This window comes from Halogranum gelatinilyticum (genome assembly GCF_900103715.1).
Taxonomy (GTDB): domain Archaea; phylum Halobacteriota; class Halobacteria; order Halobacteriales; family Haloferacaceae; genus Halogranum; species Halogranum gelatinilyticum.
This window is the reverse complement of record NZ_FNHL01000001.1, coordinates 693,399-705,442: the sequence shown is the minus strand read 5'-3', so window position 1 is coordinate 705,442 and position 12,044 is coordinate 693,399. Positions and strand designations below refer to the sequence as shown.

The window sequence follows — 12,044 nt, the reverse complement described above, 5'->3', positions numbered from 1 at the left end:
GTCTACTGCTCGCAGATGTCGATGAAGTTCTCGAAGACTTCCTCGCCCTGTTCGGTGTGGGCGACCTCGGGATGCCACTGGACGCCGTAGAGGCCGGCGTCGACGTTGCTCATCGCCTCGATGCCGCAGACGTCGCTCGTGGCGGTGTGGGTGAAGCCCTCGGGGAGTTCTTTGACTTCGTCGGCGTGGCTGGCCCAGACCCGCGTGTCGGGTGCGAGCGAGCCGATGAGCGGGTCGTCCTCGTCGAGGATCTCCACGTCGACGTCGGCGTAGCCGCCGTAGTCGCCCTCACCGACGCTGCCGCCGAGTTCCGTCGCGATGACCTGCAGGCCGAGACAGATACCGAGGACGGGGACGTCGAGCTCCAGATACTGCGCACAGCGGCCGATGCGGTCCATGTCGGGACCGCCGGAGAGGACGAGACCGTCGGCGTCGATCTCTTCGGGCGGGGTATCGTTGTCTACGATGTCGGTGTCGACCCCGAGGTCGCGGAGGGCGCGGCCTTCGAGGTGGGTGAACTGGCCGTGGTTGTCGATGACGACGATTCTGGTCATATCCCGCGTTGGATAGACGCGCCTAAAAGTCGTTCGAAGCGTGGTCGAGATGCGCATCCCCGTGCATCACGTCGGAGCAGTCACCGCGGCCGACCGGTGCAGCCACCGGCCGTCGACGCCGCCGCGTCAGCCGTCGTCGAACCGCTCGCGGGCCGACTGGAAGCCGAACTCCTCGGCCTCCTTGCTGCGGCGGTCCTCGCGGGCCGCGAGTGCCTCCACGTCGGGGCTGGCGTCGTCGTCGATACGGGCGAAGGAGTCGTGGACCTTCGCGTGACACCAGCGACACAGCGAGACGGTGATCTCGTGGCTGACCTCGTCGTCGTCGACAGCAGTGCCATACGAGAGATGGTGCTCTTCGAGCAGGGGGCGGGTCGACTCGTGGGCCATGCGGACCTCTTCGAGACCGCAGCGGATGCACTCGGTGCCGTCGGTGGTGGCGCGGTAGTGGGGACAGTCGCGCCACGTGCAGTCCTCACCACCGGCTATGCACTCGTAGTCCGCGGCGCGACGCTCGGCGGCGAACTCCGGGTCGTTACCGGCGTACTGGAGGGCGTAGCGACACCGGCCGTCGTTCGTCAGATGGTCGCACCGGCCCGCGACGTCGTAGGGGTCGTCCACGCCGACCGGGGTGCCGGTGGGCGTCTTCTCCATGGCGGGCGGTAGGGCCGGGGATGCTTCAAGTCTCCCGGTTCTTTTTGACCCTCCCCCTAGACTCCACAGCCATGCAACTCCGCCACGTCGCCGACGGCGACACACACGTCCTCGCCAGCGACGTCGAGGTCGCCGACGGCTTCCTCTCGCAGGCCCGCGGGCTGATGTTCCGCCGCTCGGTCCCCGACGACTACGCGCTGGCGTTCCCGTTCGGCTCGGTGGGGACACGCAGCCTCCACATGGTGTTCGTCCCCTTCGCCATCGACGCGGTGTGGGTCGTCGACGACGAAGTGCAGGCGAAAAAGCGGCTGTCGGCGTGGACCGGGGTGGGCTGGGCGGAGGCGGACACGGTCTACGAACTTCCCGCAGGCGCGGCCGACGACGTCGCTGTCGGCGACAAACTGGTGCTCGAAGGCAACGCGCGACGGTGAGCAGTGGACAGAACTGCCCACTGCCGGACGAAGATGACACCAAATTCTGTTCGAACCCGCTCTTTTATGCCACCCCACAGCATGGTACCGAGTACAATGTCGGAACACACACCGACAGACGAGGATAGAGTAAGTCGCCGCGAGGCGGCTGGCTGTGAAATTCTCCGAGTCAACTGATTCATCCACCGTGACCGAGTTATTCCGGGGTTCACCCGAGGTTCCCCTCACTTCTGACAGAAATGTACAGCTCTTCGATACGACGCTCCGCGACGGCGAGCAGGCCCCAGGTGTCTCGCTGACGCCCGCGGAGAAGGCCGACATCGCCCGCGCGCTCGACCGCGCGAACGTCGACGTCATCGAGGCCGGCAGCGCCTGCACCGGTGCTGGCGAGCGCGAGACCATCCGTCGCGTGACGGATCTCGGTCTCGACGCCAAGGTGACAAGTTTCGCCCGCGGCGTCCAGAACGACATCGACCTCGCACTCGACTGCGACGTCGACGGCGTCACCATCGTCGTGCCCGCCAGCGACCGCCACGTCGAGACGAAGGTCGGGACGACGAAGGACGACGTCGTCGCGAAGAGCCAAGAGCTCGTGGCCTACGCGAAGGACCACGGGCTCTGGGTGGAACTCCTCGGCGAGGACGGCTCCCGCGCCGACCTCGACTTCCTCGAACGGCTCGCCGAAGCTGGCTTCGAGGCCGGTGCGGACCGCTCGTGTTTCGCCGACACGGTCGGCCACACCAGCCCCGAACACACCTACGAGGCCGTCTCGCGGCTCGCCGCGCTCGGCCCGACAAGCACCCACACCCACGACGACCTCGGGCTGGCGATGACGAACGTCTACGCCAGCCTCGCCGCCGGGGCCGACATGGTTCACGGGACCATCAACGGCATCGGCGAACGCGCCGGCAACGTCGCACTCGAAGAGGTCGCCATCGCGCTGCACCACTGCTACGACATGGAGACGGCGAAGCTCGACGAGCTCTACGACCTCGCGCAGCTCGTCGCCCGCTCGACGGGTGTCGACCTCGCGCCCAACAAGGCCGTCGTCGGCCAGAACGCCTTCACCCACGAGAGCGGTATCCACACCGACGGTACCCTGAAAGACGACTCGATGTACGAGCCGTACCCGCCCGAGACGGTCGGCCGCGAGCGACGGCTCGTCCTCGGGAAACACGCCGGCCGTGCGGGTGTCAAGGCCGCACTGGAGGAACACGACGTCCACGTCGACGACGACGAGCTCTCGGCCGTCGTCGACCGCGTGAAGGCACTCGGCGACCGCGGCAAGCGCGTCACCGACGCCGACCTGCTCACCATCGCCGAGGAGGTCCAGGGCCGCGAACGCGAGCGTCGCGTCGAACTCAAGGACCTCACCGCCGCCAGCGGCGGTGGAACGCCGACCGCGAGCGTCCGACTCCTCGTCGACGGCGAGGAACGCGTCGCCTCAGGCACTGGCAGCGGTCCCGTCGACGCCTCCGTCGAGGCCGTCCGCGCCGCGCTCGGTGCGAGCGCGAACGCCCAGCTCGAATCGTACCACGTCGACGCCATCACCGGCGGGACGGACGCGATGGTGACGGTCGAGGTCGAGATGTCCCGCGGGGACCGCACGGTCACCGTGGCCGCCTCGGACTCCGACATCACCCGCGCCAGCGTCGTAGCGATGGTCGACGCACTCGACCGGCTCTTGGCCGCGGACCCGACCTCACCCGTCGCCGACGACTGACGCTTCGGACACGTTCTCTCCCTTCGCAGAAACCACTCTCTTCGTAGACCGTCACACGCGAGCGGCAGTGCTCCTCGGAGTCGAGCGGCCGAGAGACGCGTCGCTCGTCGGGATACCAACACACAAACACCGACACGCGGCCAGGTGTGCAAGGAAAGGGCCGCGTTCGGTGTGGTCCCGACACGTACACAGAGTTGGCCTAACGCAACGGTTGCACTGAAGTCGGAACACTAGCAAGGGATACGAACTCGATACTAAATCTATCGGCTCGCCCGCGGGGTCTCCTCGGGAACGCGACACGCCAGTGTTCATCGTTCGGCGGGCGACAGGATCAGGCGAACGCCGTGACCGTGCCGCCACTCGTGGCCGTGTAGACCGCGTCGCCGACGACGGCCGGACCATCGACGACCGGTTGGCCCGTCTTCTTCGACCACCGAACCGCACCGTTCGTCGGGTCGAGCGCGTAGACACGGGAGTCGGCCGAGCCGACGTAGAGGCTGTCGGCGGCGTGTGCCACTGCGGTCAACGGGGCGTCACCGACTCGCTCGGTCCACTCGACCCGGCCGGTCCCGGATTCGAGTTTGACCAGACTGTCGCCGCTGACGACGAACAGTCCGTCCGCACCGACGGTCACCGGCGTGGACACCGACCCCCCGAGGTCCGTCGTCCACTGGACCGCCCCCGTTGCCCGGTCGATGCCGACGACGTCGCCGTTGGTCACGCCGACGTAGACCGTGTCGCCCGCGACGGTGGGCGGTGCCGTCACCGTCGCGCCAGCCTCGTACTTCCAGACCTGCGCGCCGCGCGTGTTCAGGCCAGCGACGTTGCTGGCGGCGGCGACGAAGACGTACTCGCCGTCGGCCGCTGGCATCCGGATGTCGCCAAAGGGGAACAGTGCCGAACGGGCGACTTGGCTCCCGTCGGCGACGCTGAGGCCGTAGACCTTCGCGTCGGCCGCGCCGAAGTAGACGACGCCCTCGCCGACCGTGAGGCCGGTGACCGGGCCGCCGCCGACGGTCGACGACCACTCCGTCTCACCGGTCGCCGGAGAGAGTGCGTAGAGTCTGTCGGCGGCGACGAGGACCGTTCCATCCGTACAGGCGGGTGCACGGACGGTTCCCCCGAACGACCGCGACCACAGCCGCGCGCCGTCGGTCCGGCCGAGCGCGTGGAGTCCCGTCCGCGTGGCGACGAACAGTCGCTCACCGAACGTGACCGGTGGCGTCGTCGCACTCTCGCCGAGGGCGACCGTCCACCGAACGGTGCCAGTCGACGCGCCGACGTCGGTCGTCGAGCCCGTATTACCGGCCGTCCCGTAGACCTGACTCCACGCGGTGACGGTGGGCTGTTCGACCGTCTCGTCGGGCGTCTCGGTCGGGTCGGGTGTCGGCGTCGCGTCGGGCGTTGCTGTCGCCGTGGGCTGTGGGGTGGCCGTCGGGTCCCCGGTGGCGGGCACATCGGCGTCGACCGTTCCATCGTCACCGAGGCAGCCGGCGAGGCCGAGCAGGCCAACCCCGCCGACAGCTCTGACGATGTCTCTTCGAACGTATAATTTCGGCATAAGGTCTAATTAGGCGATATGTCGTCATAGCTGTTGTGCTGGCCAGTGACGGATGGTAGCGCGGCACTCGCAGCGGTCCTTTTCGTGGTCTCGTGGGGTCGCGGCCACGGACGAGGAGCGAGGAGTTGAAGCCGTCCGTGTTCCAAACACGGCTGTGAGCGACTACGTCGTCGACGTGAAACGCTCGGCTCGGCTCGCCAACGGGGCCGTCGGCCGAGCCATCTGCCGGGACGGGGCGCGCCGACGGTTCGACAGCCGCGCCGACGCGGAGGCATGGGCAGCAGAACTCTCGACGCGTGCGGAGGGCACGGTCTGGATTCGCGCGGCCGACCCCGCAGACCAGTCGCCCGCGGACGGCTATCTCGTCGCTCGCGCGGGCCAACCGCGACTCGACGGCGCGTACGACAAGCGGCGGCGTCGGCTCAATCCCCCCGGCTTCGACCAGTCCGGACTGGAGCGGTACGAACGCGACCCCTCATAGGTGGCCTGACCATACCGGCGATACGGTCGGCGTACCGTTCCGTTCAGCCGAGTTGCGAACCGTTCTACGAGGCCATATGCACCGGAGAGCGACCACGGAGCACCGAACGGTCCAGAACGAAATTGCCGCTTTATCCTCGTCGCCGACGTAGTACAGACGAAGAGCGATGAAGACGAGAGATGTGACGGCCGTGCTACTCGCGATGCTGCTCGCGACGGTGGGCGTCGCATCCGCCCTCCCGAATTCCGCTGTCAGCGGGACGCCCACGGACGGCGTCCCCGCAGAAGGTCCCGCGACGGAGCCGATGACTCCAGACGACAGATCCACCGACCGTCCGGATGAGACTCCGAACGCGAACACGCCAGCCTCCAACGACACAGCCCCCTCTGACACTCCAGACGCAGCCCCCGCTGACGCCCCCACCGCACAGCCCGAGACCGGCCCCGACGTACAACAGGCCCCCGAACACGTCACCCTCCCAGCGGCGGCCGCCCCCAACTCATCTGCCGGAACCACTGTCAGTGCCGCGAGCAACCCTCCGACCGACCGTCCAGCCCGCGGCCCCGACCACGAACTCCCGGAGTCGGTCCCCGAGAAGGTCCAGACCATCCATCTGACTATCGGTCAGTATCTCGACGACGCCGTGACCGGCAGGCAGGGCCACGCGGTCAGCGCGGTCGCCTCGGCCGACGCTGCCAATAGTGATCCTGCTGCCGACGACAGCGATGCCGACGGCGTTGGCGAGGCTACCGAGTCGGATTCGGACAGAGAATCAGCCAACAGCGTGGACGAAACCGTCGAGACGCGCGGTCCGGCGAGCCTCACGGAGCGGTTCCCGGACCACGTCGAGCAGGTCCACCAGGCAGTTCGCGACATCCTCGCGAGCCTGTTCGGTGGCGCGAACGACGAGTAACCCCGTTCGTTCTCCGAACAGCCGCCAGTCCCTCTTTTGAACTCTACTGCAGTCCGTCGGCGACCAAGTACGTCCGGTTCGCACGGCGTTCCAGTCGAACCGACGCCCCGCTGAGTTCGCTCCGCACGTAGTCGGTGACCGCTTTCGCGTCCATCTCGGTCACGTCGACTCGCCGGTTCGCCCGTGTCTCCTCCGCGTTCGTCGTCGAGATGTGAAGCACGTCCATACACGACTTTGCACAGGAACCGACTTGTAACTCATCCTAGTAGAGTGAAAGTGTAACCGCAAGACAGCGTCGGGGTGGTGTGCGACGACCGTCTGACGGTCGTGTGACTGCTGTCAGCGGTCGGACTCGGAACGTCGTACGAGCGATACAAGCGTCGCTCGTCGGGGTAGTTCTGGAAGAGGCACCGAGAGTGAGATTTGAACCACGGTCGCTCACTGGCGTTCGCTCCCTGCTTCAAATCTCACGTGGTCGTGTACAGCGAATCAGATGGTCCGAGCGATACAAGCGTCGCTCACGGGTTGGTGTCCGTGAGAAGCGCCGAGAGTGAGATTTGAACTCACGTGTCCGAATGGACAGTAGATTTCGAATCTACCGCCTTGGCCGGGCTAGGCTATCTCGGCTTCCACTCACAACTGCGCCGTGATACGTTTAATCGGTTTCGGTTTCTCGATGGCTTGAGAATGTCAACCCTGTAACGTGCAATCGGTTATCATAAGTGCGGGGGTAGTGTCCCTGCCCGCATGGACATCGCTGAGGCAAGCGACGCCTGCGACGACGTGTTCGAGACCGTCCGGAGCGCGGTCATCGCCGAGGACGAGTTCCTCGAGCGCGTCATGCTCGGCGTCCTCTCCCGTGGCCACGTCCTCCTCGAGGACGTCCCCGGCACGGGGAAGACGCTGACGGCTCGCAGCATCGCGACCGCACTCGGACTGTCGTTCTCCCGCATCCAGTTCACGCCCGACCTCCTGCCCTCCGACGTCACCGGAACCAACGTCTTCAACGAACAGGAGAGCACCTTCGAGTTCTCCCAAGGTCCCATCTTCGCGAACGTCGTGCTGGCGGACGAGATCAACCGCGCGCCGCCGAAGACCCAGGCCGCGCTGCTGGAAGCCATGGAAGAGGCACAGGTCACCGTCGACGGGACGACCTACCAGCTCCCCAAGCCCTTCTTCGTCATCGCGACGCAGAACCCCGTCGAGCAGGAGGGAACCTTCCCGCTGCCCGAGGCGCAGGTCGACCGCTTCATCGTCAAGACCGCCATCGGCTACCCCGACCTCGACGGCGAGGTCGAACTGCTCCGTCGCCGCGCAGGCCGAATCGACCGCAGTCCGTCGGTCGAATCGGTCTTGAGCGAGCAGGAAGTCCTCGACATCCGGCGCGCGCCCGAGTCGGTCCACGTCGACGACGACCTGCTGACCTACATGGCGGAACTCACCCAGGCGACCCGCCGGGACCGCCGCGTCGCCATCGGCGTCTCCCCCCGCGGGACCCAGCGGCTATTCGAGTCCGCCCGCGCACAGGCGGTGCTTCGCGGTCGTGAGTTCGTGACGCCCGACGACATCAAAGGAATCTGCCAGCCGGTCCTCGCACACCGACTGGTGCTCACCCCGGACGCGAAGGTCAACGACGTCTCGAAGGCCGACGTCGTCGACGACGTGCTGGCCGAAGTCGCCGTCCCGACGGTCGAGTGAGGGTCGGGCACGGAACGAATCACTCTCGTCGCCGAAGAACGGTCGGCGAAATCGCCGACGGCCCATTCAGGGCGACGTCGTATGTCGTGTCGCCTCGTCGTTCAGCGTCAGCGACGGGCTGACGACGGCACCGCAGCAGTCGAGGACGGCCTCGTCCGGGCCGACCGTGACGACCAGACCGGGCGTTCGGGTACAGTGTTGGTTGAATTCACACATGGCTTGGGAGCGCGAGCCAGCCCCGAGGCCTCGGTCGACGGCGACCGACGCTCTCACGTCAGCCACCCGGCGTGACGTGTGGATGACTCGCCTTCTCACTATGTTACTTTTAGAGCACAGGTGATAAAACTATTCGCCGCTTCGGCGGTGACAGAACGGTCAGCGACCGAGTGCCGAGACGAGGACGACCGCACCGAGCAGCAGGAAGACGAGTGCCGTCAGCGGCTGTCCGGCAGCGGCCGCGAGGTAGACCGCGTAGCCGACTGCGGCAGTGACACCGCCGACCGCGAGGCTCGCCGCCGCGTGGACGAGTTCGGTGTTACGCGTGCGAGCCGCCCGGCCGAGTTGCTGGCCGACGCTGATGGCGTTGTCGCCGACGTCCCACGCGACGACCGCCCCGACCGTCCCGAGCAGTAGCGGCTCGGCACTCGCACCGGAGGCACCCGCAAAGAGGACACCGGCGAAGAGCAGGCCGCCGCCGACGGTGACCGCACGGCGCGACGCGAGCAGCAAGCCGAGTCCGAGGACGACCAGTCCGGCCGCCCCGCCGAGCGCGCCGGTCGGCGCGCCGAACGCCGTGCCGACGACGCTGACGCCCGCCGCGACGACGGCGAGACCGCTGCTGACGATGGCGGGCGAACGGTCGATCTCGCGGGGTTCACGGGTCATGCGGACCACCGCCGTGTCGCGGTCGTGAGCGTCGTCGCCAGCGGCTCGTCGCCCCAGTCGACGACGCGGATCCCCGCCTGCCGGAGGCGACTGGCGCGGTTGCGGCGTTCGGCCGTCGCGAGCCGGTGGCCCGTGGTCTCCTCACCTGTCGGGTCCGGGCTGACGACCGTCACGAGATGGCCCGTCGCGTCGAGCCGGCGGGCGACCGAGACGGGGTAGTCGTCGGCCAACGGCGAGAAGAGGACGACCTGTGCGTCCGTCGGCAGCCGTCTGAGCAGCCGCCGCAGCCGAATCGAGGGGAAGAACTTCCCGTCGCCCGGCGTCGCCGCCAACGCCGGATGCGTCGCGAGCAGCTGTCGGGCACGGGCGCGGTGGTCGTTGCCCACACCGGGCGCGAGCCAGCACTCTTCGGCACTGAGCGCGGCGATGCCGACGCGGTCACCGCTGTCGAGCAGCGACGAGACGACCTGGCTGGCCGCGTCGACGCCGCGTTCGACCGCGTTCTCCTCGCCCTGGTCTCCCGCGAGATAGGCCTCCTGGCGGGCGTCGACGAGGGCGACGACCGTCGCCGCACGCTCCTCGCGGAACTCTAGGGTCGCGAGTTCGCCGCTTCGGGCCAGCCGCTTCCAGTCGACGCGGTTCAGCGGGTCGCCGTGTTTGTACTCCCGCGTCGAGTGGAACTCCAGCCCCGAGCCGCCGACGTTGGTCGCGATGCGGCCGGTGTACTGCGTCGTCAGCCCGCGCAACGGGATGTCGGCCGCGCTGTCGAGCCGGGGGAGACACCGCATCGTCGTCGCGGCGTCCACCGCCGAGACGCGCTCTCGCGACCCGCTGGCGTTGCGCGTGATGGCCTGCATCGGCTCCCACTCGTGTTCGCCGCGGACGGCCGTGACGGTGTAGCCGAACGACGCCCGCTTGCCCGGCCGGAGTGCCGCGCCGTGTCGCGGCGAGCCGTCGACGACGGCCAAGGCGGGCGGGACGCCGTCGACGAGTCGGAGGTCCGGCAGCGTCGACTCGCCGGTGTTCGTCACGGTCACGGTCACCCGAACCTCGTCGTCGCCGTCGGGCGTGTCGTCGCTCAGTTCGCGTTCGACCCGGAGGTCGGGAACCGGTGCCTCGCCGCTGCGGGCGTAGGCGACGTAGGCGATGCCGACGACCGCCGCGAGCAGGAGCCCGGGGCGACGGCCGAAGAGGATGGCGACGCCGACCGGGAGGAACGCGACCGCGGTCGCACCGACCCACCGGTTCGTGTCGAACGCCCGCCGGGACTCCACCGGCTGGTGCGAGTCGTCGGCCACGACGGTGTCACCCCCGTCGGCCGAGTCCCGACCGACCGAGTCCTCCTTCGAGTTCGTGGCGGATTCGCTCACCGGCGACCCTCCTGTACCGCGTGGATGGCGTCGACCGTGCGCGCGACCCGGAAGGCGAACCCGGACTCGCGGGTGAGCAGTCGCCGAAGCCGCAGCCGCAGCGGTGGCGACGGCACCGAATCGGAGAGGAGGCTGGCGGCGACCTGGTCGTCGGTCCACGCCCCACTCTCGATGCGTGCTCTCGCTTCCTCGGCCGTGCAGTGCTCGTAGGTGACGAGCGCGTCGACGGCGGCCCGGTGGAGCCGGTCGCGCACGTCGTGCCGTCTGGAGACGTTCCGGAGCGACCAGCCGGTGGTGTCGCCGAGGAGCCGGTCGAAGTCGTCACCGGGCGTGGGCACCCGATACCGCAGTTCGGGGTCGCCCGTCTCGGTCGCCTCGCCGTCGGTCCGCCTTCGGCCGCTCACGGCGCGAAGTCCCTGTGCGACCGCCAACAGGCCGACCAGCGTGACGAACGTGTAGCTCACGGAGAAGCCGAACGTCTCCCGTAGGGCGACGCTCACCAGCCCGAAGCCGACCGCGCCGAGCCCGACCGCGGTGACGACACGGCTCAGCCGACTCGCCGAGGCCGTGCTCATCGGTCACCTCCCGGGCCGCCGTCGTCGCCGTCGTCGGCAGTGGCGTCGCCAGCGGCGTCGGCCGGCCCGGCTCCGTTCTCGGCGTACGCCGACTCGATACGCCGGAGCGCGGCGAGCGCCCGCTGCTCGCGCTCGGCCGTCGCGTCGGCCCCACCGTAGCGGACGTCCTCGAAGAGACCCGTCAGCTCGTCGACGTCGTCGCGGGCCATCCCCGCGTCGATGGCGGCCGTCGCGAACTCTCCGGCCGTGCTCGACTGCGGATGGGCGACGTCCAGCGAGCGGGTCATCTCCGCCCACGCGCGGAACACCTCGTTCTCCACGTCGGCGTCGGCCTCGATCCGGTCGGCGGCCGCACCGGCCGCGCGGCCGACGGCGGCGATATCCGGTTCGGGCAGCTCCTCCGCGGCCGCCTCGGGCCGGGGTTCTTCCTCGTCGCCGGTCGCGATGAAGAGCGCGAGGACGCTGCCGACGACGGCGAGCAGGAGGACGACGCCGAGCAGCGCGGAGGGCGTCGACAGCGTCTCCCCGGCCTGATTCAGCCCGGTCGCGCCGCTCGCACCGGGGAAAAAGGAGGTGTTGTTGCCCGCTCCGGGGATGAGGGAGCTAGGTCGGTTCAACGCGGCACTCTGACAGCTCGTGAGCAGTGCGTGGACGATTCCGGTCGGGATGCCGGTCACGAACAGGATGGCGACGACGACGAGCAGCGAGCGCGACCGCCAGTAGACGAGCGTCGCGAGGAGCGCGAAGGTTGCGAGGAGACCGGCGATAGCTCCCTGCGAGGCGAGCCACGGCACACAGATCTGGATCGGGGCCCCGCCGCCGAGGGGGTCTCCCTGCAGTCCGACGTCCCGCTCGGACGACGAGTCACCGCCGAGACCCGAGTCGCTGGTCGGACCGCCGCCGAAGGCACCCCCCGACCCGACGTTCGTGGCGGTGTCGAGGGTGGCCGCCGAGAGCGAGAGGGCGACGACCGCCGCGAGCGCGAGGACCACTGTCAGGGCAGTCTTGCGGTTCACTTTCGAGTCACGCTACGAGGTAGCAAGAAACGAGGTAAAGACGTTTCGAGGCCGTCGTGGTGTTGGGAAGACAACAGAACGGTCGGGTCGACCGCGGATGCATGGCGTGACTCCCCCAGTCGCTGGTCCCATTGCCCGTCGTTTCTGAGTGCTGTGGAGAGATAATCCAACACTAGCAGGACAGAA

Annotated in this window: 14 protein-coding genes and 1 tRNA gene; 5 read left to right on the top strand and 10 right to left on the bottom strand. The window is 68.4% G+C overall.

Annotated features, from left to right (window positions below; genetic code table 11):
* Positions 1-2 precede the first annotated feature (2 nt).
* Complete coding sequence (locus BLR57_RS03620) at positions 3-554, bottom strand: GMP synthase subunit A (protein WP_089694220.1); 552 nt, start codon at positions 552-554, stop codon at positions 3-5.
* A 126-nt stretch (positions 555-680) separates the two neighbouring features.
* Complete coding sequence (locus BLR57_RS03615) at positions 681-1,205, bottom strand: DUF7097 family protein (protein ID WP_089694218.1); 525 nt, start codon at positions 1,203-1,205, stop codon at positions 681-683.
* A gap of 71 nt (positions 1,206-1,276) precedes the next feature.
* Here BLR57_RS03615 and BLR57_RS03610 point away from each other — a divergent pair, with 71 nt between their 5' ends.
* Positions 1,277-1,636 carry a DUF192 domain-containing protein gene (locus BLR57_RS03610; protein ID WP_089694217.1) on the top strand — a complete coding sequence of 120 codons (360 nt, stop codon included), beginning with the start codon at positions 1,277-1,279 and terminating at the stop codon, positions 1,634-1,636.
* Between the two features lie 187 nt (positions 1,637-1,823).
* Positions 1,824-3,359: a (R)-citramalate synthase gene (locus BLR57_RS03605; RefSeq protein ID WP_089694215.1), complete on the top strand. Its 1,536-nt coding sequence runs from the start codon at positions 1,824-1,826 to the stop codon at positions 3,357-3,359.
* Positions 3,360-3,690: 331 nt separating this feature from the next.
* On the opposite strand, the gene BLR57_RS03600 is transcribed toward BLR57_RS03605, so the two are convergent.
* Positions 3,691-4,920 carry an outer membrane protein assembly factor BamB family protein gene (locus tag BLR57_RS03600; protein WP_089694213.1) on the bottom strand — a complete coding sequence of 410 codons (1,230 nt, stop codon included), beginning with the start codon at positions 4,918-4,920 and terminating at the stop codon, positions 3,691-3,693.
* Positions 4,921-5,074: 154 nt separating this feature from the next.
* Between BLR57_RS03600 and BLR57_RS03595 the strand changes: the two genes are divergently transcribed.
* Both BLR57_RS03595 and BLR57_RS03590 read left to right on the top strand, forming a co-directional pair.
* Positions 5,075-5,401, top strand: coding sequence for a DUF8081 domain-containing protein (locus BLR57_RS03595; RefSeq protein ID WP_089694210.1), 327 nt, complete (start codon positions 5,075-5,077; stop codon positions 5,399-5,401).
* A gap of 166 nt (positions 5,402-5,567) precedes the next feature.
* On the top strand, positions 5,568-6,314 hold the full coding sequence (locus BLR57_RS03590; RefSeq protein ID WP_089694208.1) for a superantigen-like protein SSL4: 747 nt from the start codon (positions 5,568-5,570) through the stop codon (positions 6,312-6,314).
* A gap of 43 nt (positions 6,315-6,357) precedes the next feature.
* Here the strand turns inward: BLR57_RS03590 and BLR57_RS03585 are convergent, their stop codons facing one another.
* Both BLR57_RS03585 and BLR57_RS03580 read right to left on the bottom strand, forming a co-directional pair.
* Positions 6,358-6,540: a hypothetical protein gene (locus tag BLR57_RS03585; protein WP_089694206.1), complete on the bottom strand. Its 183-nt coding sequence runs from the start codon at positions 6,538-6,540 to the stop codon at positions 6,358-6,360.
* A gap of 316 nt (positions 6,541-6,856) precedes the next feature.
* A tRNA-Ser gene (locus BLR57_RS03580) sits at positions 6,857-6,941 on the bottom strand.
* Between the two features lie 120 nt (positions 6,942-7,061).
* On the opposite strand from BLR57_RS03580, the gene BLR57_RS03575 reads away from it, so the two are divergent.
* Positions 7,062-8,012, top strand: coding sequence for an AAA family ATPase (locus tag BLR57_RS03575; RefSeq protein WP_089694204.1), 951 nt, complete (start codon positions 7,062-7,064; stop codon positions 8,010-8,012).
* Between the two features lie 66 nt (positions 8,013-8,078).
* Here the strand turns inward: BLR57_RS03575 and BLR57_RS03570 are convergent, their stop codons facing one another.
* Genes BLR57_RS03570 through BLR57_RS03550 form a run of 5 tightly spaced genes read right to left on the bottom strand, consistent with a single transcriptional unit; the run spans position 8,079 to position 11,858 of the window.
* Positions 8,079-8,327, bottom strand: a complete 249-nt coding sequence (locus tag BLR57_RS03570; protein WP_139173273.1) for a hypothetical protein — start codon at positions 8,325-8,327, stop codon at positions 8,079-8,081.
* A 60-nt stretch (positions 8,328-8,387) separates the two neighbouring features.
* Entirely contained in the window at positions 8,388-8,897 is a 510-nt protein-coding gene (locus BLR57_RS03565; protein WP_089694200.1) for a DUF7519 family protein, read from the bottom strand.
* Positions 8,894-10,267, bottom strand: a complete 1,374-nt coding sequence (locus BLR57_RS03560) for a DUF58 domain-containing protein (RefSeq protein ID WP_244509896.1) — start codon at positions 10,265-10,267, stop codon at positions 8,894-8,896. The genes BLR57_RS03565 and BLR57_RS03560 overlap by 4 nt, the downstream gene beginning before the upstream one ends.
* Entirely contained in the window at positions 10,264-10,842 is a 579-nt protein-coding gene (locus BLR57_RS03555; protein ID WP_089694198.1) for a DUF7269 family protein, read from the bottom strand. The genes BLR57_RS03560 and BLR57_RS03555 overlap by 4 nt, the downstream gene beginning before the upstream one ends.
* Positions 10,839-11,858 carry a DUF4129 domain-containing protein gene (locus BLR57_RS03550; RefSeq protein WP_089694196.1) on the bottom strand — a complete coding sequence of 340 codons (1,020 nt, stop codon included), beginning with the start codon at positions 11,856-11,858 and terminating at the stop codon, positions 10,839-10,841. The genes BLR57_RS03555 and BLR57_RS03550 overlap by 4 nt, the downstream gene beginning before the upstream one ends.
* Positions 11,859-12,044 lie beyond the last annotated feature (186 nt).